The 24,580-nt window shown below is 39.2% G+C and carries 22 protein-coding genes, 2 pseudogenes and 1 riboswitch; of the genes and pseudogenes, 10 read left to right on the top strand and 14 right to left on the bottom strand.

The features are described from left to right. Positions 1-224: 224 nt before the first annotated feature. From nusB to HMPREF2542_RS00660, 4 genes are all read right to left on the bottom strand, one after another. Positions 225-650, bottom strand: coding sequence for a transcription antitermination factor NusB (gene nusB / locus HMPREF2542_RS00645; protein ID WP_049481980.1), 426 nt, complete (start codon positions 648-650; stop codon positions 225-227). Next, complete coding sequence (locus HMPREF2542_RS00650; RefSeq protein ID WP_058670149.1) at positions 643-1,032, bottom strand: Asp23/Gls24 family envelope stress response protein; 390 nt, start codon at positions 1,030-1,032, stop codon at positions 643-645. Before HMPREF2542_RS00650 ends, nusB begins: the two co-directional genes overlap by 8 nt. Positions 1,033-1,142: 110 nt before the next feature. Then, positions 1,143-1,703 carry an elongation factor P gene (efp, locus tag HMPREF2542_RS00655; RefSeq protein ID WP_003026309.1) on the bottom strand — a complete coding sequence of 187 codons (561 nt, stop codon included), beginning with the start codon at positions 1,701-1,703 and terminating at the stop codon, positions 1,143-1,145. Positions 1,704-1,761: 58 nt separating this feature from the next. Further along, positions 1,762-2,823 (bottom strand): M24 family metallopeptidase, encoded by a 1,062-nt coding sequence (locus HMPREF2542_RS00660; protein WP_058670148.1) that lies wholly within the window; start codon positions 2,821-2,823, stop codon positions 1,762-1,764. Between the two features lie 147 nt (positions 2,824-2,970). Here HMPREF2542_RS00660 and HMPREF2542_RS00665 point away from each other — a divergent pair, with 147 nt between their 5' ends. After that, positions 2,971-3,726: a hypothetical protein gene (locus HMPREF2542_RS00665; protein WP_058670147.1), complete on the top strand. Its 756-nt coding sequence runs from the start codon at positions 2,971-2,973 to the stop codon at positions 3,724-3,726. A 37-nt stretch (positions 3,727-3,763) separates the two neighbouring features. Here HMPREF2542_RS00665 and uvrA read toward each other — a convergent pair whose 3' ends face one another. After that, positions 3,764-6,589: an excinuclease ABC subunit UvrA gene (gene uvrA / locus HMPREF2542_RS00670; RefSeq protein ID WP_058670146.1), complete on the bottom strand. Its 2,826-nt coding sequence runs from the start codon at positions 6,587-6,589 to the stop codon at positions 3,764-3,766. A gap of 122 nt (positions 6,590-6,711) precedes the next feature. On the opposite strand from uvrA, the gene HMPREF2542_RS00675 reads away from it, so the two are divergent. Together HMPREF2542_RS00675 and HMPREF2542_RS00680 are read left to right on the top strand one after the other, a co-directional pair. Beyond that, on the top strand, positions 6,712-7,656 hold the full coding sequence (locus tag HMPREF2542_RS00675; protein WP_003070861.1) for a magnesium transporter CorA family protein: 945 nt from the start codon (positions 6,712-6,714) through the stop codon (positions 7,654-7,656). A gap of 15 nt (positions 7,657-7,671) precedes the next feature. Next, a complete protein-coding gene (locus tag HMPREF2542_RS00680; protein WP_003070862.1) occupies positions 7,672-8,349 on the top strand; it encodes a DUF1129 domain-containing protein in 678 nt (225 codons plus the stop codon). 173 nt (positions 8,350-8,522) lie between these two features. Here HMPREF2542_RS00680 and rpsR read toward each other — a convergent pair whose 3' ends face one another. From rpsR to rpsF, 3 genes are read right to left on the bottom strand one after another with little or no spacing between them, the layout of a single operon-like run. Next, entirely contained in the window at positions 8,523-8,762 is a 240-nt protein-coding gene (gene rpsR / locus HMPREF2542_RS00685) for a 30S ribosomal protein S18 (RefSeq protein WP_000068664.1), read from the bottom strand. 36 nt (positions 8,763-8,798) lie between these two features. Then, the gene (locus HMPREF2542_RS00690; protein WP_003030533.1) at positions 8,799-9,290 is read right to left on the bottom strand and encodes a single-stranded DNA-binding protein; all 492 of its coding nucleotides are present in this window, start codon (positions 9,288-9,290) and stop codon (positions 8,799-8,801) included. An 11-nt stretch (positions 9,291-9,301) separates the two neighbouring features. After that, positions 9,302-9,592 carry a 30S ribosomal protein S6 gene (gene rpsF / locus HMPREF2542_RS00695; RefSeq protein ID WP_003026325.1) on the bottom strand — a complete coding sequence of 97 codons (291 nt, stop codon included), beginning with the start codon at positions 9,590-9,592 and terminating at the stop codon, positions 9,302-9,304. Between the two features lie 276 nt (positions 9,593-9,868). On the opposite strand from rpsF, the gene HMPREF2542_RS00700 reads away from it, so the two are divergent. From HMPREF2542_RS00700 to HMPREF2542_RS00710, 3 genes are read left to right on the top strand one after another with little or no spacing between them, the layout of a single operon-like run. Further along, positions 9,869-10,912, top strand: coding sequence for a bifunctional glycosyltransferase family 2/GtrA family protein (locus HMPREF2542_RS00700; protein ID WP_058670141.1), 1,044 nt, complete (start codon positions 9,869-9,871; stop codon positions 10,910-10,912). After that, positions 10,909-11,814: a phosphodiester glycosidase family protein gene (locus HMPREF2542_RS00705; RefSeq protein ID WP_058670139.1), complete on the top strand. Its 906-nt coding sequence runs from the start codon at positions 10,909-10,911 to the stop codon at positions 11,812-11,814. Before HMPREF2542_RS00700 ends, HMPREF2542_RS00705 begins: the two co-directional genes overlap by 4 nt. Continuing rightward, on the top strand, positions 11,789-12,217 hold the full coding sequence (locus tag HMPREF2542_RS00710; protein ID WP_058670138.1) for a hypothetical protein: 429 nt from the start codon (positions 11,789-11,791) through the stop codon (positions 12,215-12,217). The genes HMPREF2542_RS00705 and HMPREF2542_RS00710 overlap by 26 nt, the downstream gene beginning before the upstream one ends. A gap of 80 nt (positions 12,218-12,297) precedes the next feature. Here HMPREF2542_RS00710 and HMPREF2542_RS09395 read toward each other — a convergent pair. After that, a pseudogene (locus HMPREF2542_RS09395) lies at positions 12,298-12,907 on the bottom strand (histidine phosphatase family protein). An 11-nt stretch (positions 12,908-12,918) separates the two neighbouring features. Then, complete coding sequence (locus HMPREF2542_RS00725) at positions 12,919-13,758, bottom strand: Cof-type HAD-IIB family hydrolase (RefSeq protein ID WP_058670135.1); 840 nt, start codon at positions 13,756-13,758, stop codon at positions 12,919-12,921. Between the two features lie 343 nt (positions 13,759-14,101). On the opposite strand from HMPREF2542_RS00725, the pseudogene HMPREF2542_RS10025 reads away from it, so the two are divergent. The 4 genes and pseudogenes from HMPREF2542_RS10025 to HMPREF2542_RS00755 all read left to right on the top strand — a co-directional run bounded on the left by HMPREF2542_RS10025 (position 14,102) and on the right by HMPREF2542_RS00755 (position 18,218). Next, a pseudogene (locus HMPREF2542_RS10025) lies at positions 14,102-15,372 on the top strand (6-phospho-beta-glucosidase). Between the two features lie 129 nt (positions 15,373-15,501). Further along, positions 15,502-15,589, top strand: a riboswitch (TPP riboswitch). An 82-nt stretch (positions 15,590-15,671) separates the two neighbouring features. Beyond that, positions 15,672-16,232, top strand: coding sequence for an ECF transporter S component (locus tag HMPREF2542_RS00745; RefSeq protein ID WP_058670129.1), 561 nt, complete (start codon positions 15,672-15,674; stop codon positions 16,230-16,232). A gap of 1 nt (position 16,233) precedes the next feature. Further along, positions 16,234-17,568, top strand: a complete 1,335-nt coding sequence (locus HMPREF2542_RS00750; protein ID WP_058670127.1) for an ATP-binding cassette domain-containing protein — start codon at positions 16,234-16,236, stop codon at positions 17,566-17,568. Further along, positions 17,565-18,218: an energy-coupling factor transporter transmembrane component T gene (locus tag HMPREF2542_RS00755; RefSeq protein WP_058670125.1), complete on the top strand. Its 654-nt coding sequence runs from the start codon at positions 17,565-17,567 to the stop codon at positions 18,216-18,218. Before HMPREF2542_RS00750 ends, HMPREF2542_RS00755 begins: the two co-directional genes overlap by 4 nt. 68 nt (positions 18,219-18,286) lie before the next feature. On the opposite strand, the gene HMPREF2542_RS00760 is transcribed toward HMPREF2542_RS00755, so the two are convergent. The 4 genes from HMPREF2542_RS00760 to ldcB all read right to left on the bottom strand — a co-directional run. Next, on the bottom strand, positions 18,287-19,894 hold the full coding sequence (locus tag HMPREF2542_RS00760) for a glycoside hydrolase family 13 protein (RefSeq protein WP_058670122.1): 1,608 nt from the start codon (positions 19,892-19,894) through the stop codon (positions 18,287-18,289). 358 nt (positions 19,895-20,252) lie between these two features. After that, a complete protein-coding gene (gene lctO / locus HMPREF2542_RS00765; RefSeq protein ID WP_003070883.1) occupies positions 20,253-21,389 on the bottom strand; it encodes an L-lactate oxidase in 1,137 nt (378 codons plus the stop codon). Positions 21,390-21,647: 258 nt separating this feature from the next. Next, the gene (spxB, locus tag HMPREF2542_RS00770) at positions 21,648-23,453 is read right to left on the bottom strand and encodes a pyruvate oxidase (RefSeq protein WP_058670121.1); all 1,806 of its coding nucleotides are present in this window, start codon (positions 23,451-23,453) and stop codon (positions 21,648-21,650) included. Positions 23,454-23,717: 264 nt separating this feature from the next. Next, the coding region (gene ldcB, locus HMPREF2542_RS00775) for an LD-carboxypeptidase LdcB/DacB (protein WP_186822121.1) at positions 23,718-24,580 on the bottom strand (863 nt) is incomplete at its 5' end.

Consider the following 24,580-nt stretch of genomic DNA (forward strand, 5'->3'; position numbering starts at 1 on the left):
CTTGAAGTCCATTTCATAACCCTCCTTTTTTCTTACCTCTTTAGGGTATCATGAAGGAGGGCTCTTTGAGCTTCTACTATCTATTCTTTCCGTTATCATCTCCCTTCTAACCTTCTTGGTGACTTCCCTATCACTTTAGAAACTTTCTGATCCTGTTCAGCAATGAAAGTGAAAAAGAGAGAACTACTGCTCTCTCAATCCTATATCCATTTCTTCTTAAAATTTTATTCTGTGATAAATTTACTCAGGATACCATTGATAAACTTGCTTGATTTCTCATCTGAGAACTTCTTAGATAACTCAATTGCTTCATTGATTGCAACTAGTTGAGGAGTATCAAATTCTGTCATTTCAAACAGTCCCAAACGAAGAATATTTTTTTCTACTAATGTAAGACGTCCTAAGGTCCAGCCTTCTTTTAGATATTGACCTATTTTCTCATCCAATTCACTTTTGGACTGTTCGACACCTATGACAAGGTTCAATAAAAATGTAGGAATTTCCACATCTGAATCGCTTGTAGAATCTTTATCATATGTATATGCAAAGCGACAAGCTTCTATCACATTTCTTTCATATTCCAAACTCATTAACGCTTGAAAAGCACGCTCACGTAGTTGTCTTCTCATTTCCAGCTGTACATCAGTCATTGAGAAAATCCTCATCGAACAAATCTTTTAAATCCGGTTTTGGTGTTTTTTCTGGAACAATGCCAGCTACATGAATGTTCACTGCAGATAATTCAACCTCTGCCATATCAGAAACAGCACTTTTCACTGCTTTCTGAATAGCCACTGCTACCGCTGGAACACCTACACCGTATTCTAAATATAAATAAATATCAACAGTTACTTCACCATCATTGGCGGTATGAAGATAGACGCCACGTCCTAAAGAACGTTTTGCAAGGCTATCAGACATGCTTTTATTTGCGAAAGAGTAAACGCCATCCACTTTAGCCGTTGCAATGGCAATAATTTTTTCTAAAACACGTGGTGCGATAACGATTTCGCCTAATTGTTCAGTTGCCATAACTTGTCCTTTCTTAAGACACAAAGACATTCAAGGAGTCTGTTCAATATTTGTCAGACTCTTAGTCTGAGTTTAATAGTAATTTAAGAACTTCTAGTTCTTAGAATAAATTATGCACGAGAAACGTAGGTTCCTTCTTGCGTATTGATAATCAATTTTTGTCCGACTTCGATAAAGTCCGGTACGTTTACTACGAGACCCGTTTCAAGAGTAGCTGGTTTACCAGAACCTGTTACTGTTGCTCCTTTAATAGAAGGTTGTGTATCTGTTACAACTAACTCTACGGTCGTTGGAACCGTAACACCAATAACTTCACTTCCGTAGAATTGAATTTTCACTTCTGAATTTTCAAGGATAAATTTCAATTCTTGCTCTACATTTGCTACTGGGATTTCATATTGCTCAAATGACTCTGTATCCATGAAATAAGCCGTGTCATCCATCTGGTATAAGTACTGTGCTGGACGTGTTTCAATAATCGCTTGTTCAAATTTTTCTTCTGGACGGTAAGTTGTATCAAAAGTTGAACCTGTACGTACATCACGTAGTTTCATACGCATAACAGTATTTCCTTTACCTGGTTTATGGTGGCTTGCTTCAAGGACACGAATCAATTTCCCATCCGTTGTTTCAAACGTCATACCAGCTTTCAGCTTACTTGCTTCAATCATTATTATTACCTCTTTTAAAATAGATTTCTCTTTATTTTATCATAAAGATTGACAATTCTCAAATTACAATTAGCTCTTTTGGGGCAAGAGTCAATACTTCGCAACCTGTTTCCGTGATGACAAGATCATCTTCAATACGGACGCCATATTTACCATCCAGATAGATACCTGGCTCATCTGTTAAAACCATCCCTATTTCAATCGGCTCAGAGGACTTACCAAAGTAAGGAATTTCATGAATATCAAGCCCAATTCCATGACCAATCCCATGAGTAAAATAAGCTCCGTAACCCGCATCATTGATGATCTGACGTGGAATCCGATCAAAGTCAATACGACTGACTCCAGCCTTGGCTTGATCAATCAAAGCCTTGTTGGCACGCAAGACAATATCATAAATCTCACGTTCCTCATCCGTCACATGACCTACATGAATAGTTCGTGTCATATCGCTAACATAGTGATTGTAATAACAACCAAAGTCCATCGTCAAGGTTTCACCAGTTTGAATCACTTTCTCACTAGCTACTCCATGAGGCATGGCAGAACGGTATCCTGAGGCGATGATGAAGTCAAAAGACGCACCTGAAGCACCAAGTTTGCGCATGCGAGCATCTAAAAAGTTCATAACTGCCAACTCAGTTGTCTCACCTGGTTTGATAAAGTCTAATACATCTAGAAAGGCTTGATCGGAAATTTGACAAGCTTTTCGAATCGTATCAATTTCTTCCGCATCTTTTATCATGCGCAGATTCTCGATGAAACTGCTCATAGGTATCAGTTCATAGGCTGCAAATACGCTTTTCAGCATCTTGAAATAGACATAGGACACTTGATCATCAAAGCCAATTTTTTCTAATTTATCGTCCCCAATGATTTTAGCGATTTCCCCCAAAGCATCACGCGTTTCAATAATATCAAATCCTTTGACCACACCTTTGGCAATCAAGGTGTAGCGGGAATCTGTCAAAAAAATCCGTCGCGTTTTGCTAATGAAAACTGTCGCTTCTGTTCCGCTAAAACCCGTCAGATAGTAAATATTCTTCAGATTGGTTACTAAGACAGCATCACACTCTGTCTGTTTTAAGGCTACTTCAAATTTTTCAACTCTTGATAACATGAGAAAACCTCCGTAAAATGATTCAATTTATTATAGCAAAAAAATACCGAAAATAATACAATCTATATAGCTAGGATTAGATGAAATTGACATTTGAAAGCGCTAAATGTATAATTTTTGTTAAACAAGAAAGAATGAGGTAACGATATGAATAAAACAGAATTACTGTTACAAAGACTAGATGAGATTGGTCAGTCTCTAAAAGATTCGAACCAAGCACTAGCTTTGCTGGCACTTGGTTCTTGCGGAACAGAAAGAGAACGATTGGATCAGTACTCAGATTTAGACTTCTTTGTTATTGTAAAAGATGGCTACAAGCAGACCTATATCCAAGACCTAACCTGGTTAAGTAAGCTAGAACCAATTGCATTTCACTACCAAAATACAGTAGACGGACATAAAGTTCTATTTGAAGATGATGTTTTTTGTGAATTTGCTGTCTTTGAAGCTCATGAACTAGTAAACATTCCCTTCGCTGAGGGCAAGATTATCTGGAAGGAGGTCGGTTTTGATGAAACAATCTGTCAGCCACAAAGACTGCCATCAAAAGAAAACAGAGACCGCGAATGGCTGTTGGGAGAAATTTCATGTAATCTATATTTAGGGCTAGGTCGCTATCAGCGAGGCGAAAAATTGGCTGCTTATGATTTCATCCAAAACAGATCCGTCAAACTTTGGACTGAACTAATCAGTTTGGAAACAACTTCTAAATCTAATTTTATAGATGTCTTTAATACCAACAGACGATTTGAAGAAGGTTATCCAAAGGAAGCCAAGCAATTGCCTCACTTTTTGCAAGGTTACGAACGCATTTCTGAGTCTGCTCAAGCACTCCTAAAATATCTGGATAAACACTATTCTCTTAACCCATTTATAAAAGAAAAAATTCGTAATTTATTATAAAAAAGACTCTGCCTAAAAAAGCAGAGTCTTTTAAATCTTATTTTAACTTTCCTTTTAGATACTGGCCAGTATAGCTAGCAGAGTTTGCAGCTACTTCTTCCGGTGTACCAGTAGCAATAATAGTACCTCCACCAATACCACCTTCTGGTCCAAGGTCAATAATGTGATCGGCCGTCTTAATAACGTCCAAATTATGTTCGATGACGAGAACCGTGCTGCCATCGTCTACAAAACGTGATAACACTTGGAGAAGTTTCGCAATATCCTCCGTGTGCAGACCTGTAGTTGGTTCATCCAGAATATAGAAAGACTTACCTGTTGAGCGCTTGTGAAGTTCGCTGGCTAGTTTCATCCGCTGAGCCTCCCCACCAGACAGAGTTGTGGCAGGTTGCCCCAAGGTTACATAACCCAGCCCTACATCTTTGATGGTTTGAAGTTTCCGCTCAATTTTAGGAATATGCTTAAAAAATTCCACTGCATCATTGACCGTCATGTCAAGGACTTGCGAAATATTCTTCTCCTTGTAATGCACTTCCAAGGTTTCACTATTGTACCGTGTTCCATGGCAAACCTCACAAGGGACATAAACATCTGGTAAAAAGTGCATCTCAATCTTGATAATCCCATCCCCAGAGCAGGCCTCGCAGCGCCCCCCCTTCACATTGAAAGAGAAACGCCCTTTTTTATACCCACGAATCTTGGCTTCGTTAGTCTGAGAAAAGAGATCGCGAATATCATCAAAGACGCCAGTATACGTCGCTGGATTGGATCTTGGTGTTCGGCCAATCGGGCTCTGGTCAATATCAATCAAACGATCAATATGCTCAATGCCTGAAATATTTTTGAATTTACCCGGTTTGTCTGAATTACGATTGAGTTTTTGAGCGATTGCTTTTTTCAAAATGGAATTAACCAAGGTCGATTTCCCAGAACCGGAAACCCCTGTCACAGCTATAAATTTTCCCAACGGGAAGCGTGCCGTGATGTTTTGCAAATTGTGCTCTCGCGCACCTGTTACTTCAATAAAGCGACCGTTTCCTACGCGGCGCTCCAATGGCACTGGAATTTCACGTTTGCCCGATAAATACTGACCTGTAATTGATTTCTTGTTTTTTGCAACTTGCTCTGGAGTGCCTGCCGCAACAATTTCACCACCAAAAACACCTGCTCCAGGTCCAACATCAATCAACCAATCAGCTTCACGCATAGTATCTTCATCATGTTCAACCACAATGAGAGTATTGCCCAAATCACGCATTTTTTTGAGACTGGCAATCAAGCGATTGTTATCCCGCTGGTGTAGACCAATAGAGGGCTCATCCAAGATATAAAGAACACCACTGAGGTTGGAGCCAATTTGAGTTGCCAAGCGAATCCGCTGACTCTCACCACCTGATAGAGTTCCAGCAGAACGAGATAGTGTCAAGTAATTAAGCCCGACATTATTCAGAAAAGTCAAGCGATCTCGGATTTCTTTGATAATCGGTGTTGCAATGGCCACTTCATTTTCAGTCAAAGTCAGATGAGAAAGTAATTCTAAATGATCTGCAATAGACAAATCAGACACTTGACCAATATTGAGACCATTTTCACCGCCTACTTTAACAGACAAGGCTTGTGGATTCAGTCGATAACCATGACAGCTTGCGCAAGTCAGCTCATTCATATAAAGTCGCATTTGGCTACGGGTAAAATCACTGTTAGTTTCATGATAGCGGCGGTTGATATTGGTTACTACTCCTTCAAAAGGGATGTCGATATCCCGCACGCCACCAAATTCATTTTCATAGTGAAAATGGAATTCCCGACCATCTGAGCCAAAGAAAATCAGCTGTTTTTCTTCCTCATTCAATTCCTCAAAAGGCTTATCCATATCGATACCAAAGGCTTCCATCGCCTGAGCTAACATTTGTGGATAATAACTAGAAGAAATTGGATTCCACGGTGCTAGAGCTCCTTCACGTAATGTTTTACTACTATCAGGCACTACAAGATCCAAATCAACCTCTAACTTGATACCTAAGCCGTCACAGTCAGAGCAGGATCCAAATGGGGCATTAAAAGAGAAAAGGCGCGGTTCTAGTTCAGGAACCGTAAAACCACAGACTGGACAGGCATAATGCTCGGAAAAGAGTAATTCTTTGCCATCCATCGTATCAATCACCACGTAGCCTTCAGCCAGACGAAGAGCCGCTTCTACCGAGTCAAAGAGACGACTGCGTACACCGCCCTTAATGACAATCCGGTCTACCACTACTTCGATATCATGCTTTTTCGTTTTAGAAAGCTCTGGGACTTCGGTTACATCATAAACGTCCCCGTCCACGCGCACTCGTACGTACCCATCTTTTTGGATTTTATCAAATATTGTCTTGTGCTGTCCTTTTTTCTTACGGATAACTGGCGCTAGAATTTGTAATCGCTGACGTTCGGGTAATTCCAAAACTTGATTGACGATTTGTTCTACAGAAGAAGCTTTAATGGCTCCATGCCCATTGATACAATATGGAGTTCCCACACGCGCATAGAGCAAACGGAGGTAATCATTGATTTCTGTAGCTGTTCCGACTGTTGAACGAGGATTCTTGCTAGTCGTTTTTTGGTCAATAGAAATAGCAGGGCTAAGACCGTCAATTGAATCCACATCCGGTTTTTCCATATTGCCCAAAAATTGACGGGCATAAGCCGACAGACTTTCCACATAACGCCGTTGTCCCTCTGCATAGAGAGTATCAAAAGCTAAACTAGATTTGCCCGAACCAGACAAACCAGTCACTACAACCAGTTTGTCCCGCGGAATCGTAACATCAATATTTTTTAAATTATGGGCTCGCGCTCCATGAATGATAATTTTATCCTGCATTCTTACCACACTTTATTTTAAACTTCTTTCTATTATAACAAAATTTTCTTCAATCTTTTACCCAAAAACTCGGAATTTTATAGTATAATAGTACGGTGTGCAAATAACTGAAGGAGGAAAACATGAAACAAGTCTTTCTATCAACAACAACTGAATTTAAAGAAATTGATACGCTTGAGTCGGGGACTTGGATCAATTTAGTCAACCCTTCTCAAAGTGAGTCTACTGAAATTTCCAATGCCTTTGACATTGATATTACGGACTTACGAGCACCCCTTGACGCAGAGGAAATGTCTCGTGTTACCATCGAAGATGAATATACTTTGATTATCGTGGATGTTCCAATTACAGAGGAGCGAAATAATCAGACTTACTATGTAACCATCCCTCTAGGGATTATTATTACCGAAGATGCGATTATTACTACCTGTTTGGAAAAACTTCCATTGCTCGATATTTTTATTAATCGACGGTTACGTAATTTCTATACGTTTATGCGTTCTCGCTTTATTTTCCAAATTCTTTATCGAAACGCCGAGCTGTATTTGACAGCGCTTCGTTCCATTGATCGTAAAAGCGAGCAAATTGAAAGTCAGCTACACAAGTCAACTCGGAATGAAGAACTAATTGAACTCATGGAACTTGAAAAAACGATTGTCTATTTCAAAGCGTCCTTAAAAACCAATGAGCGTGTAATAAAAAAATTAACCAGCGCTACAAGTAATATCAAAAAATATTTGGAAGATGAGGATTTGCTAGAAGATACACTCATCGAAACTCAACAGGCAATTGAGATGGCGGATATTTATGGAAATATCTTGCACAGTATGACAGATACGTTTGCTTCTATCATTTCAAATAATCAAAATAACATCATGAAAGCTCTAGCTTTAGTGACGATTGTCATGTCCATTCCAACTATGATTTTCTCAGCCTATGGAATGAACTTCAAAAATAATGACTTACCACTCAATGGGGAACCACATGCTTTTTGGATTATTATTTTCATCGCCTTTGCGATCAGTGTTTCACTGACAGTTTACCTCATTCACAAAAAATTATTTTAATTAAAAGGAGATCTTATGACACAAGTTTCTTTGGATAAACTCAGCAAAAAAAATCAAGAATTTGTCCGTATCGCAACCCACCAACTCATCAAAGATGGAAAGACAGACGAAGAAATCAAAGCCCTGCTAGAGGAAATCATCCCAACGATTCTTGAAAATCAAGCAAAAGGAATTACCGCTCGCGGACTTTATGGAGCACCTACTGTTTGGGCAGCGAATTTTTCAGAAGCAAAACAAAAAGAAGCTCAAACTATCAAAGAAAATACCAATCCGTATCTCATGATTATGGATGCTTTCTTATTTGTCTTTAGTTTATTTGCTATCTTAAATAGTAGTGTTAACTTATTCTCCAAAAATCCTAGCAATTATGGTATTGTGACGATTGTACTTGGTAGCGCGGTGGGGGCACTCGTATTTTACGGAATGTATTACTTTATTTACCGCTTTTATTATTCCGACCAAGACCAAAGTCAAAAGCCACCATTTTTCAAATCGCTCCTAATCATTTCAGCTGCTACGATATTATGGGCTATTGTTCTTTATGGAACAACCTTCCTATTGCCAGCTATTTTAAATCCAAAACTACCAAATTTATTTATCCTTGTGTTCGGTGGTGGAACGTTGGCACTTCGTTTTTATCTCAAGAAGAAATTCAACATCCGCAGCGCTCTTACCTCACCAAGACAACTCTAATTCTATTCTTATTTAAACATCCGCCTGTTGAAACTGAAACAAGCGGATGTTTTGAATAAGAAATTACCGCTTCAAATCAATTTCGAGCATAAGAAATGCAACCCGTTAAGTTGCTCACTTGACTTTATATAAAAAGAGCCTGATTTTTATAAATTCAAGCTCTTTTTTATATTTTAATCTTCGTTTACGAACGGCATCAAAGCCATTACGCGAGCGCGTTTGATAGCTGTTGTTACTTTACGTTGGTTCTTAGCTGAAGTTCCTGTTACACGACGAGGAAGAATTTTCCCACGTTCTGAAACAAAACGGCTAAGAAGCTCAGTATCTTTGTAATCAACATATTCAATCTTGTTTGCTGCGATGTAATCAACTTTTTTACGGCGTTTAAATCCGCCACGACGTTGTTGAGCCATGTTCTTTCTCCTTTATATCATTATTCTGTTTGTCCATTAAAATGGTAGATCGTCATCTGAGATGTCCATTGGATTGGTATTCCCAAATGGATTTTCATCACGAGAAAAGTTAGGTACTTGGTTGGCAGAAGTTGCGTTACCAAAATTGGAAGATGAATTTCCGAAGTTGTTGGAAGCATAGCCACCAGAAGATTGACCTTCACGACTAGCACGGCTTTCCAATAGTTGGAAATTATCTGCTACGACTTCTGTCACATAGACACGTTGACCTTGCTGATTTTCGTAGTTACGCGTCTGAATACGACCAGTAATTCCGATAAGAGCTCCTTTTTTAGCCCAATTTGCAAGATTTTCTGCCTGTTGGCGCCAAATTACAACATTAATAAAGTCTGCTTCTCTCTCGCCACTTTGATTTTTAAAGTTGCGATTAACAGCAAGAGTAAAAGTTGCGACCGCTTGATTTTGCGGCGTATAGCGAAGTTCGGCATCTCGGGTCATCCGACCCACAAGTACAACGTTATTTATCATAGTAACCCTTCTTACGCGTCAAGTTTGACGATCATGTGACGAAGAATGTCAGCGTTGATTTTTGAAAGACGGTCAAATTCATTCAAAGCGACTGCATCTTCAGCCTCAACATTTACGATATGGTAAAGTCCTTCACGGAAATCTTGGATTTCGTAGGCAAGACGACGTTTTTCCCAATCTTTTGATTCAACAACAGTTGCACCGTTGTCAGTCAAGATAGAGTCAAAGCGTGCTACCAAAGCGTTTTTTGCTTCTTCTTCAATGTTTGGACGAATAATATAAAGAATTTCGTATTTAGCCATTGATTTTTCCTCCTTTTGGTCTAATGACCCCCAGCTATTGCAAGGGGTAAGTGAGGGATACTCACGAACAATTATTATACTAAACTTTCTGGGAAATAGCAAGAAAAACCTGTATGTGTTTTTTGAAACGTTCTCTAATATCTTCTTTTTTAGTACATTTTCCTTACATTTCCTACTCCAAAACCTTAAAGAAAGCTGATATCAGTTAGCTTTAAGTTAGCGTCTCTATACTAATGTGTATCTTTTCTATCATTTGTCTAAGAAAGGAGTACACACATGGATTTTTTAGTCATTCCTGCTTACAAACCTGACCTCACTCTCATTCATCTTTTACAAAGGGTGAAGGCAAAGAGTTCCTTGCATGTCGTTGTTGTTAATGACGGTAGCCCAGCTAGTTATGATTCGATTTTTCAAGAAGCTCAGAAATACGCTATTATTTTATGCTATCCAAGCAATCAGGGAAAAGGACAGGCATTGAAAAACGCTTTTACTTATATTGATACCTTAGGACAATATGGGACAGTAGTTACAGCTGATGCGGATGGTCAACACAACGTATGGGATATTTTTCGCGTGATCAAAAAAGCTCAAGAAAACCCCAACCACTTAATTCTGGGAGTTCGTTCTTTTTCTGGGAAGGTTCCTTTACGATCGGCTTTTGGAAATAAAGTAACACGATTCCTGTTTCAGCGACAGACTGGTGTTTCTGTGACAGATACTCAGACCGGACTTCGTGGCTTTACAACCAATATGATTCCATTTATGTTGGAGATTGAAGGGCAGCGTTATGAATATGAAATGAATATGCTGTTATCTGCTTCTACAAAATATCCTATCAGCGAAGTTCCAATTGAAACCATTTATATCAATGACAATCAAGCTTCTCACTTTAGACCAATACGCGACGGGCTCATGATTTACAAAGGTATGTTTAAATTTGCTCTTTCTTCAATTAGTAGTTTTTTGATTGACTATATCGTCTATGCGCTAGCCCTTTTGGTGCTTGCTGCGGTGCCAACTAGTCTCAAAATTTTACTGGCAAATGGAGTAGCTCGTGTCACGAGCTCAATTTTCAATTATTCCACAAATAAAAAACTGGTCTTTAAAAATAAAGACAGTGTTGCCAAAACAGGGACTGGTTATTTCGGGCTAGCCTTGGGCTTGTTTATCCTCGACACCCTTTTGATCAGACTATTTTACGCCATTTTCGGTCTCAATTTGCTGATTGTTAAAATCATTGTCGGATCACTGCTCTTTTGCCTATCTTGGCTCGTTCAAAAAAAAATTATTTTCAAAGAAAGGACTCACACCTTATCATGAAATTTTTAAAAAAATCCTATACCTATGCTAGTCTCTTTGGTATGCTGTTGACAGGGGCGTTTACCTACTCCATGTTAAAAACTTTTGTTCTGTCAGAGGCCATTACAACGGTCAAATCCTCTTCTACCTCAACCAGCACAACAAGTGCTAAAACAGCAACAAATGCGACAAAGACAAATACAAGCTATAAGGACGATAATGTTTCCATTAACCTAACTACAAAAAACGTCAGCAACACAAAAGTGTACATTGCAGATATTACGGTCAGCTCCCCCAAATATCTTAAAACTGCTCTAGCACAAAATACATATGGAAATAACGTAACCGCTAAGACTTCGGTTACAGCAGCCAATAACAATGCCATTCTGGCTATCAACGGTGATTTCTACGGAGCAAATACAACTGGTTACGTCATCCGCAATGGTGTTATCTATCGAAATACCGTTCGTGAAGATGCTAGTAATGGTGATTTAGCAATCTATAAAGATGGGAGTTTCGGAATTGTTTACGAAAATGATGCTTCTGCTAAAGACTTGGTTAAAAATGGTGTTGTACACCTTCTTTCCTTTGGTCCTACTTTAGTTAACAACGGTAAGATTACTGTTTCAAGTAATTCGGAAGTGGGGCAATCCATGGCTTCTAATCCACGTACAGCTATTGGGATAATTGATAAAACCCATTATGTCATCGTTGTATCAGACGGCCGAACATCTGAAAGTCAAGGCCTGTCTCTTTACCAACTAGCTCAGGTGATGAAATCCTATGGTGTTAAAACTGCTTACAATCTGGATGGCGGTGGTTCGTCTACTCTTTACTTTAATGGAAAAGTTTTCAATAAACCAACGACTAACGGAACAATTTCAGAAAGGGCGGTGAGTGACATTGTCTACATTGGTTACTAAAACAAACAACAAGCGTTTTAAAAAGACAGCGGTGGTCTATACCCTAATTACAGTATTTTTCTTTATCTTTAGTCGCATTTACGAATACTTCAGTTTTGGAGAAACTTCAGTCTATATGCACTGGCTCTTCGGAGTACCGCTGATAGGCGGGGGCATGCTCCTTATTTTTCAAAAACTTATTCCCAATCTTTCGCGACTCAGTCTCAATCTTTGGAATTCTGCGGTCGCAACCATTGCCGCTGGCGTTCTTTTTCGCGGTATTGTCAATCTATCTGGTCGCTCTACCACACTGGATTTACCTTACTGGTATGTTGGAATTGGATTAGCCGGGCTAGCTCTACTCTCAATGATTTTTACCAGAAGCGTATGGGAGATAGACATACAAGATACCAAAAAGGATTAACACATACAGAACTTAAAGCATCATGGTACCCCCTCTTTACAAAACAAGAGTCTGAGAAATCTTATTTTCCCAGACTTTTTTCATTTACAGTCATAAACATCACCTGTCAGTGGATCAATAACTTCTGCTAGCTTAAAATGCCCCTGATCATAATGGAAATGACAGATAGCACAGTTACCAAAGCGCTCCTTGGGATCCAGATCTTGAGCTGTAACCTTGAGATAGAAGGCCCACATAGCACCACCGTGACTGACTGCTAGAATTGGTTCTGCTTGAGCTTTTTCCATAACTTCAGTCAATGTCATCAACACCCGCTCACCAACTTGTTCAACAGCCTCTCCTCCGTAAGGAACAAATAAATCTTCAAAAGAAGTGGCTCCTGTGCGAAACTGAGATTGCAGTCGCTCAGGCTGCGCTTCAAAAAGAGCAAAATTCCATTCTTTTAGCCCCTTTACTCGTAAATAAGAATTTGTCCGTCCGTCACTAGCTCTAATGTGTCACAAGCTCGCTCTGAGGTTAACTGTAGGCAGCATCATCAAAAACAATGCCCGCATCCTTAAAATATTGACCTGCCACCTGAGCTGGATAAATCCCCAAAGGCGTTAAGGGAGCATCACACCAACCTTGAAGCCGATACCGCTTATTGAATAAAATTTGCCCGTGTCGCATCAAATAAAGTGTTTTTGTCATAAACTATTCCTCTAAAGAAGTCCTAATTTTTCAAAAGCATTGTAGAAACTGTCCTCAACCACATCATCAGTAATCACATCAGCCATGGCTAGAATTTCTGGTCCACCATTTCCCATAGCAACTCCAACTTGGCAATATTCCAGCATAGGAATATCTACCTTAGCGTCCCCAATAGCAATCGTATCTGCTTTTTTCGCTCCTAGATATTCGAGCAATACATCAATTGCGTGAGCCTTTGTAATATTCTTGACTCCCAAATCACCAAAAAGAGCGTGCTCTCCTTTGCCACCCCATGTACCAGCTTTCAACTCCGGAAAAGCTTCTTTAGAATCCAAATGATCTTGATAAGATTTGAGAATAAAACTGATTTTATGGAGATCTGCACGATAAAGTTCAGCTCCATAAACTAACCCATGAAGAGCTTCTTCAGCTTCCAATTGTCCTACTTCTTCTGCACTCACTCCCTTTTCCTGAGCATAGGCGCGTAATACTGGACGAGCTACCTCACGAAAATCTTCACTGGCAAACAGACCATTATTGCTCTCCAAGTAAAATTCCAAGCCGCGTCTATGCAACCAGTTCACTACTCGTTTTTCCACATCCAACGGAATTAACTGATGCATAATAATCTGACCTTCGTGCTCTACATAAGAACCATTCCCACCAATCATACCGTCAAAACCAATCTTCCAAATTTCCTCAGGCATTTCAGCCCTACTACGTCCAGTACAAACATAAACCAGATAATCTTTTTCACGCGCCTGATGAATAGCCTTTACAGCAGAGGCAAGAATATGATTCGCATAATCAACAATCGTACCATCTACATCTAAAAAGATAATTTCCTTCATTATAGTTCACCTGCTTTCGTCAATAAATTATTTTCTACTATTCTATTATATTTTTCTTTTCCTACTCTTTTCTATAGATACTCACAAATACTGATACTATTCTATGAAATATATTTCTAAATACACATCTAATGCAAAGAGAAAACAATCTACTCATCACAGATTCATCAGAATTCAAAATAGTAAAAAGTCTTTTCAACAGATAAAAGAAAGCTAGCTGGAAAGGTTCATATTTATTTTAAAAGTTACAATTATTCTTCTACTGTTTTCACTTTATTGGCAGCAATGACAAATGGAAGGATTTACCAAACGTTATACCGATCTTCCTATTAAAGAAATCTAGCTGCTTGATGTTCCTGCTGGGAAAGAAAAACAAGATATCGTAGCCACCATGCCTCAAAAAATGTGGGACGCTTCGGGATATGATGTGAAAATTCATTCAACCTTGGATTGGACAGAAGCTCTGAAGAACGCTGATTTTGTAACAACACAGTTTCGCGTGGGACAACTCTCCGCTCGCATTCTTGCCCAAGCAATCCCTACTTCCTATGGACTACTTGGGCAAGAAACAAAGGAGCCTGGAGAAATTTTCAAAGCCCTTCGAACGATTCCAGTGATTTTAGCAATTGTCGAAGACATGAAATGACTCTGCCCCAATGCCTGGCTCATCAACTTTACAAATCCAGCAGGTATGGTCACAGAAGCTGTTTTGCGTTATGGAAATTGGGAAAAAGTCATCAGGATTTATAATATACCAGTTGCAGCCAAGATGCGAAAAGTTGAAGTTCTTGGTATGGATTCAGAAAATTTAATTTACCAATTCGCTGGAGTCAATCATTTTCATTGGCATAAGGTTGCAGATAAAGACAGCAATGATATCGCCTTAACCTTGATTGATAAATTATTTGATAACAGTAAAGGAATTCCTAAGAATATTTACGAAATTCCTTACTTTAAAGAACAGCTTCAACAAATGAAGATGATTCCTTGTGATTATCATCGCTATTATTATCGTTTTGAAGAAATATCAACTCATAACTTAGAGGAATATCGGACAATCGGTACGCGTGCTGAGCAAGTCAAACAAATTGAACACGATTTATTTGAACTTTATAAGGATCCCGCCCTCAATTACAAACCAAAACAACTGGAAGAACGCGGCGGTGTTTATTATTCAGATGCCGCTTGCGAAACAATTGCTGCTATTTATGCCAATAAAAATACTGAAATGGTGGTGTCCATTCGAAATAACGGTGCCATTCTTGATTTACCATCCGAATGTACCGTAGAAGTAACGACCTATATTGGGTCTCAGGGAGCTCGAACTGTTTCTTTTGGTTCTTTACCAACTGCCGGCTACAAGTAATGAAATCAATGGAGTTGTTAATCATTGAAGTAGCTGTTTCTGGAAACTATGGTATCGCTCTGCAAGCTTTTACGATCAATCCCCTCCTTCCTTCAGGTCATACTGCCAAGCGGATCATGGATGAGCTGTTTTTTGCTCACAAAAGCTATTTACTGCAATTTGCAAAGGCGATTAAAACATTAGAACACGAAGGCATTACGATTAAAGATGAATTAGCTCGCGACTTAGCTAAAGAACAATTAGTATAAATAGCTATTCGTTCTTGTCATATGAGTAGGTTTCTTATTGACTGACAAGAACTAGACAGTGCAATTGACAAACCTAGTCCCTTGCTATTTTAAGAAATCAATGTTAAAATAGCAGCATAATAAAACAACAAAGAACATTTGGGGTGCTGAGGCTGAGATTATACCCATTGAACCTGATACAGTTAATACTGGCGCAGGGAAATGTATAATGAAAAACTAGAAAATCTAACCATTCTTTTGATTAGATTTCATTTTGTCGCGCTAAAACTCCTCATCTGCTCTGTTAGAAGGAGTTTTTTATGTTTCAAAAATGGAGTTTACGAGATGTTATCCTCTTAGCTCTTTTGGCTATTCTTTTCGGTGGAATCTTTGTCGGTTCTAGCTTTCTCTACAATATCTTATCAGCTGTTCTGGCACCTATCGGGCTCGAGCCTTTTGCCAATGAAATTCTCTTTGGTCTGTGGTGTATGGCAGCTCCGATGGCGGCTATGTTACTGCGCAAACCGGGGAGCGCCACGATTGGTGAGCTTTTAGCTGCGCTTGCTGAAGTACTATACGGGAGCCAATTTGGCATGAGCACTTTGATTTCTGGCTTCATACAAGGATTTGGTAGCGAGCTTGGGTTTGCTGCGACCAGATACAAACGCTATGATTGGTTGTCACTTACTTACAGCGCCATTGGTACAACCCTTTTGAGCTTTACCTATGAATATTTCAAAATTGGTTACTACGCTTTCAAACCCGGTTTTGTCTTAGCATTGCTTATTGTTCGCTTCTTCTCTGTATTCTTCTTCTGCGCTGTTCTAGTTAAAATTATTATGAATCTTTATGACAAGATTAACCAAGCCGCTGGTAAATAATATGGGATTAACATTAGAGCATATTTATCTTAGAGATATCTTTGAAAACTTAACCTTTACCTTTGAAACAGGAAAAATGACACTCTTGATTGGTGATACCGGTGCTGGCAAATCAACCCTTTTTCGGATTTTAACAAATTTCAATGAATTAGACTTCGCTGGAGAGGTAAAGTTAGGTCATACATTGCTGTCTCATTTACCGATTCATGAACGAGTTACCTATCTTAGTATGATGTTTCAAAATCCAAGCCGTCAATTCACCATGACAACCCTTTATGAGGAATTGATTTTTACCTTGGAAAATCTCCAAACGCCTGCTAAACAGATTGATGAAAAAATCAAGCACGCTGTCACTCTTGGGAAAGTGGAACACTTGCTCCATCGTAATTTTCTGACCTTATCTGGCGGAGAAAAACAACAAGTTTCTCTAGCCATTCTGCTAGCTATGGATTCACAAATTATTTTGTTGGATGAACCCTTTGCTTCTGTCGATCAAGCAGCACGCAAACGCTTGATTCATTTACTAGCAGATTTGACAGAAATGGGGAAGACCGTTATTTTATGTGACCATGATTGTAGCCTCTATGCTGACTATGTCGACTGCCTTGTTGAATTAAAAAATGGGAAACTTTTTGAACAAGATGTAGCTCTTTTAAAAAAGGCTCACCCAAGCTATCAGCTGGTACGTAAAAATACCCAGCGAAGTCCTCTTTTACAATTACAACATGTTTCCTGTCAATTTGACAAAAAAATACTTTTTACAATTGAGGACTTTACTTTTCAGCAAGGTATTACGACTCTCATCGGAGCTAACGGTGTCGGCAAGTCCACTCTCTTTCGTGCCATTTTGCAATTGCAAAAATACAAAGGCAGCATGCGTTATCAGGGCCGAAAAATTAAGAAGAACAAGAAGTTATATCGCCATATTACGGCTGTTGTTCAAGATGCTGAAAAGCAATTCATTCGGACGACCCCCGCAGAGGAATTAAACCTTCCCTCTCTTTCCAGCGAAAACCAAGCAAAGGTACAAGAAGCCTTAACTTTATTTGGTTTAGACAGGAAAATGGATTCTAGTCTTTTCCACTTGAGTGGTGGGCAGAAAAAAATCATTCAATTATTGGCTATTTTAACCTTAGAAACTCCTGTCATACTCATGGATGAGCCCTTTACTGGGTTAGATAAAAAGGCCTGTGATTTTTTTGCCTATTGGATTAAAGACAAGGCTGCTCAGCAAAGCTTTATAATTATTTCTCATCGTTTGGAGCCCTTGGACGGCATTAGTGATCATTTGGTAGAGCTGACGTCCGACGGGCTGACAGAAAGGAGGTCGCTATGAAAAAAGAAGAAACAAATGTCTTCGCACTTGTGCTCCTTCTCATTGCCTTGACATTAGAAATCTCCTTTATCCGATCAACGTGGCTCAACTGTGCTATTGTCGCAGGAGTACTCGCCCACCTCATTTATCTAAGGAAATGGTGGGGCATTTTCTGGACACTACTCTTACCTTTGCTACCAGCATTAGCAAATTACTGGGCTATTCAACTTCATGGAGATAACAGTCAAGCAATGATACTGTTTACCCGATCTTTTGCTTTAGCAGCTTTGGGAATGACCTTTTTATATAGTGTTCATCTCAATCAGCTCTTGCGCTATTGGCATCAAAAAGGGCTTCCAAGTCACTTCACCTATGGACTGCTCGTTGTACTAAACGCCATTCCAGTCATTCAAAAAGAAATCCAAGCTGTCCGAGAAGCGAGTCTCCTGCGAGGAAAAACACTTCATTTCTGGTCACCACTCTTTTATATCAAAGCTATTTTTATCGCTTTTAATTGGCGAGATTCTTACATAGAAGCTATGTACGCTCACGGATTTGATGAAACGATCAAGCGAAGTTGTTACCGACAATTGGAAACACCCAAAAGTGCAAATCTTACTTGCTTCTTGATTTTCCTCCTTATCAATTTGACTCTTTTGATCCCAAGATAGAGCTCGATACAAAAAATACTGTGGAATTTTTCACAGTATTTTTTATATCTTTGTTCTTGCCAATCTTTCTACTTAATTTCCACACAAAAAGCATCCCAGCCTTGTAATTTATGGGTTTGAAGTATCTTAGTTACATCTGTGTTAGCAATCAAAACTTCCTTTACAGTATTTTCCAAGACAAAACTTTGCTCTTCATTTGAGAAGTTCATCACGACCAGATATTTCTTTGTTGTCGTTTCTCGTAAATAAGCAAACACCTTATCAGCCGTTTCAAGTAGTTTAAAATCTGCTGTTACCAACCAATTATTGCTCTTTCTCAATTGAATCAATTGTTGATAAGTATAGAAAATAGAATTCGGATTTTCCAAAGCTGCTTCAACATTGACTGTTGGATAGTTAGGATTGACAGCCAGCCAAGGTTGACCAGTTGAAAAACCAGCATGTTGATGGGCATTCCACTGCATAGGCGTGCGAGCATTGTCCCGCCCAATCGTACGAATACTGGTCATAATATCATCAAGCGGCACACCCTTATCAAGGGCTTCGCGGGCATAGTTGAGAGATTCAATGTCTTCAACATCTTCTAAGTTCTTGAAAGGATAATTGGTCATACCAATTTCTTCCCCTTGATAAATGTAAGGAGTTCCACGCATCAGATGAAGGAGAATTGCTAAAGCTTTCGCTGACTTTTCGCGGTATTTCGTATCATTTCCCCATATGGAGACAACGCGCGGAAGGTCATGGTTATTCCAAAAGAGCGAATTCCAGCCTTCCTCTACACCTAGTTCATTTTGCCATTTGGTAAAAATTTCTTTTAATTTTGGTACGTCCAATTCATCTGCTACGTCCCATTTTGGTTGATTCGGCTTATGTTGAAGACCAATGTGCTCGAATTGGAAAACCATAGATAATTCATGATTCTTTAGGTCTGAATACTGTTTTGCAATGTCAGGAGTTGCTCCCCAAGTTTCACCAACTGTCAATAAATCCTTATCCCCAAAAGTAGCACGGTTCATTTCCTGCAAGTAAGGATGCAGCATTGGACCATTATTGATAATTTTCTGGTCAGGTAGCTTGCCAATCATATCAATCACATCCATGCGAAAGCCACCAATTCCTTTGTCAATCCAGAAATTCATCATCTTGTAAATTTTTTGACGTAGAGCTTCATTTTCCCAATTAAGATCCGGTTGTTTTGTGCTAAAGAAATGTAGGTAATATTGACCAGCTTTTTTATCATATTGCCAAGCAGAGCCGCCAAAAATAGAGTCTAAATCATTTGGTTTGTCTCGCCAGATATAATAACTGTGCTCTGGACTATCTGGATGTTCTCGCGCCTCTACAAACCAAGCGTGCTCGTCAGAAGTATGATTGACCACCAAGTCCATAATGATTTTAATATCGCGCTTCTCTCCTTCTGCGATCAGTTCCTCCATATCCTCCATAGAGCCAAAAATATCTGCAATTGCTTCGTAATCAGCAATATCATAACCGTTATCGTCCATCGGACTCTTATAAACCGGAGAAAGCCAAATAGCGGTAATTCCAAGTTTCTTCAAGTAATCCAATTTACTTGTAATTCCTTGTAAATCGCCAATTCCATCTCCATTGCTATCCATAAAACTTTTTGGATAAATCTGATAAATTACGGCATCATGCCACCATTTTCTTTGCATTGTGCATCTCACTTTCATCTTTTTCACCTTCCATACTATATAATTTTCCACTTCTTTGCAAGCGTTTGCGTTATATTTTAGTCTTCTTTTTACACGTAAAAAGTTTAACTCTGTAAATTTTAGAAATATTTGAGAATTACTTGAGACTTATTTGACAAGCATTTTGTATACTAATCCTTGAAGAGAGGAGAAACTCTACGATAGAAAAAATGGAGGTCACATTATGGAAACTATTTTGAATGTGAAACACATCAGTAAGAGATTTGGTCAACAGCTGGCTCTAGATGATGTTAATCTTACTGTGAAGCAAAAAAATACAGCCTCCTTTGATTGAAAGGAAACTGTGTTTTTTATCAATTTAATACAATTTCAAATCTCGTGGATCTACTGGAAATGTTGGATTATAGGGATTGTGACGAAGTTTGAAATGTTTAATTTCTTCAATCGTTTGTGTACCAGACAGTTGCATGACGGTTCTCAATTCTTCATTGATGTGTTCAAAGACTTGGCGAACTCCTATACTACCACCAAGCGCTAAACCATAAATAACTGGTCGTCCGATAGCCACTAAATCTGCTCCAGAAGCCAACGCTTTAAAAACATGCTGACCACGACGAACACCAGAGTCAAAGACAATTGGTACTCGTTTGTCCACTGCTTCTGCTACTTCTTGCAAGGAATCAAAGGCTGCTGGCCCACCATCAATTTGCCGACCGCCGTGGTTTGTCACCCAGATTCCAGAAGCACCTGCGTCAAGTGAGCGTTCCACATCTTCACGGCATTGCGGTCCTTTGACATAGACCGGAAGACCAGAGTAAGCAGCAATAAATTCTACATCACGAGGGGATAATTTTTGCTTAGCAGATTTGTAAACAAAATCCATCGTCTTACCAGCACCGTCAGGGAGGTATTCTTCCACAATTGGCATTCCAACTGGAAAAACAAAGCCATTTCGTTTATCCACTTCACGATTCCCCCCAACAGTTGCATCGGCTGTCAGGACAATTGCTTTATATCCTTCAGCTTTGACTCGATCCATAATGTGACGGTTAATACCATCATCTTTACTGAAATAAAATTGAAACCAATGGGGAGTTCCTTGAAGGGCTTGGGAAATTTCTGGAAGGTCAACTGTGGAATAAGAGCTGGTGGTATAAAGAGAGCCAAATTCGTGCACTCCCTTAGCTGAAGCTACTTCTCCCTGTTCATTTGCCAACTTATGAGCGGCTACTGGTGCTAAAATGATTGGAGAAGACAATTTATCCCCATCAAATTCAATCTCTGTACTTGGATTCTCCACATTGCGAAGCGTGTGAGGTACAATTAGCTTATGATTAAAGGCACGAATATTTTCTCGCAAAGTAAAGGTATCCTCAGCTCCACTTGCAATGTAACCAAATGCAGCTTTTGGAATGACTTTTTGAGCCATCGGTTCTAAATCATACGTGTTGATGAAATCAATTGGACCTTCAGCATTACTAGTTTGGTAAGACATCATATTTCCTCCTGTCTTATATGCGCATATCCATAGAGAAAATTCAATCGAGCCTTTAAAGCAAGCGCTTTCATTTTTATGTGACAAAACTCAATCCTATTCTCTAACAGATGAGAATAATAGCAATATGTATAAAATTTATACCATTTTGATAAATTGAAACAACTTTTACAATTTATAATAGGGCAGAAGTGGGAAATCACTTCCCACCCTTGCACCTATAATGGTTGTAAAAATTAAGATAAATGGTCTAGCGTGTTATGGCTTAACACCATATTCTTTGAAATAAGCTGTAATCGGACGAAGTTCTTGCCCATCATAAGTTGCAAAGAATTCTTCCGGACTCATTTGTCCATGAGTTTCTTGGTAACCAGCAGAGATTCTTTCCACAAATTCGCCATCAACAATGTCTAGCTCTAACTCTTCCACAGGGATACCACGCTTATCGGTGATTTTGGCATCAATCAGAATAGGCTTTCCATCTCTTGAAACTTCAAGGGCGCGATCAAAAGCAGCTGGCAATTCTTCTAAAGTTTTAACTGTTATTCCCTCTACACCCATTCCTTCCGCGACTTTAGCAAAATCTACTTCATAAAGATCCACACCTGAAAAGTTCATGACCAAATCTTCCTGTTCAGACTTGATAAAGTTGAGTGAATTATTAGAAGTGACAATATTGATAACTGGCAACTGATATTTGACTTGGGTCGTCAAATCTTGCATGACCATTGAAAACGCACCATCTCCAGCAATATTGAAAACTTGACGATTTGGAAAAGCAAATTGACCTGCGATAGAAGCTGGTAAGCCATACCCCATCGTAGCAAAGAGAGCTGAAATTGTCCATTTCTTCTCTGGTGTAAAGTTCAAAAAACGGAAGCTATTGATAATGTTGTCCCCGACATCAATGCCATAAACAGCATTGACATCCGAAATACGATTGATCTCACGATAGACTTGTTCAAATTCTAGTGGTCCGTCTGCTTTTTGCATTAAACGTTCCAGATAGGATTTCCAATCCTTCATGGCTGCCACACTAGCTTGATAAAATGGACGCGGAGCAACGGTTGCACTACGTTCCAAAGCTTTTTGGAGAAAACTTCCAGAGTCCGATAAAATTCCTAAATCCAAGTAGTGATGACGACCAAAATTAGCAGCATCAATATCAATAGAAACAAACTTAAAATCATGAGAACGATAAACTAAGTTGGCAAATGGGAAGTTTGTCCCAAGAGCAATGACAAGATCAGCTGCTGCAAATGCTTCGTCACCAACCTTAGAAGCAGCCCGATTAAGTGTGCCTAAATTCGCTTCAAAGTCCTCGGGGATTTTCCCCTTTGCAAGACCCGCGACAGCAATCGGAATTTGTAATTTTTGAGATAATTCTACCAATAAATGAGCCTTGTCGCCAATACCAGAACCCACATGGAAAATAGGACGTTTAGCCTCTTTTACCAATTCAAGAAATTGATCCACTTCAGTATCTGTCGCCTGTGGAAGCGGCAAGCTTTTTTCTGCTGTATGTGAAGCATAATCTACATCTGGAATTTCTACATAACCAAAATTATTTGGCATGATAATAACAGACACGCCACTGTTTTTATAGGCTTCACGAATCGCTTTATCTACAACATAAGGTAAGCTTTCCGGCGTCATCACTACTCGGTTATAGACTGCTACATCACTAAACATGGGTAACTCAGAAAACTCTTGAAAGTAATCATAATTCATATTCGTACTTGGTACTTGACCCACTAAAGCCAAAACTGGAGCATGATCTTCACGCGCATCATACAAACCATTTAAAAGATTGATGGCACCAGGACCAGCAGAACCAAGCGTTACTCCTATCTTTCCAGTCAATTTGGCATGAGCTGCTGCCGCAAGAGCTCCAACTTGCTCATGACGAACTTGTACAAAGCGAATGTTTTCTTTTTCCAAATCTAGTGCATTCATAGTTGAATTGACAGAACCGCCGGGATAACCATAAACATTTTCAACACCCCACGCTTCCAATACACGAAGCATGGCGACAGCAGCAGGAACTGTTTTTACATCAGACATCATAATCCTCCATTACCAGAGAATGGAATTGCAATTTCAAAATCTGTTTTTTTAGTCACGTTAATATCATAATACTTTTTGAATTCGTTTACAAAAAATTTGCTCACAATTTTTCACAATCTCAGAAAATATCACAAAAACTGATACAAAATAGCATTCCCTTCACCTTTTGACCAAATTTGTGAAGAAATAAACAATGTTTTTGAATATTAAAAAATAAAAAAACACCTACAGTTTTTTAACCGTAGATGTTGTGCTATTAAATCAAGCAATAGCAATATACCGTCTCTTTCCGCTAAAAGCGATGTAAGAAATCCATGTTACACCGTCTGCGTTTAAAACCTTGTCATAAGTGACCGATTGTCCAGCATTATAATAAGCTAGTTCAGGAGCCGACATTCTAGGTTCCGCTTTGATAGAGGAACGTTTCGTGAAACGATAGACGCCTTGAGCAGGAATAACTGGCTTTTGAGAAGACGGAGTAGACGGTTTTGGCGTTGTTGCTGACGTAACATAATCTCCACCTTCAAAGCCATAATATTCCTCTAAACTCAAACCAGAATGATAAATCTCATCAGCTTCCTTGCCAATATAACGAATATGCCATGCTTCTGGCATATAGCCTGTTGAAGCTTCTTTACCTGGTTGATAACGAACTACAAAACCGTAGCGATGTGCATTATTTTTCAACCAAGTACTTGCAGCAGCATCTTCCAAAAGATTACCAGCTTTATCCGTTAAGTCAAAGACAAGACCTGTTTGGTGTTCACTATAGCCCGGACGTGCAGAGTAACGATCCGCAGCAGCTTGACCATCTTTGTTCACATAATTTTGATACAGAACTTTTTGATAATCATAACTTCTAAATCCGCTGTAAGCATAACCAACATTATAGCCTTGAGCAATCATATCATTTCTTAATCGAAGAAAGGCAGCTTTTGCAGTTGGATTTTCACCAGGATTGTAGTTAGCAGCCATCGGATGCTTTTTGTTTGCCACTACAATTTCATCATATTTACCTTGGATAAAGTAGTAGGAGCCATTATATTGTACTTCTTTTGCACCTGTTTGAGGGCCGTCTACCTTAGTTGTCGTACCCGTCACACCTTGTAAACTACCGTCCGACT

This window comes from Streptococcus sp. HMSC034B05, assembly GCF_001809055.1.
Lineage (GTDB): Bacteria > Bacillota > Bacilli > Lactobacillales > Streptococcaceae > Streptococcus > Streptococcus constellatus.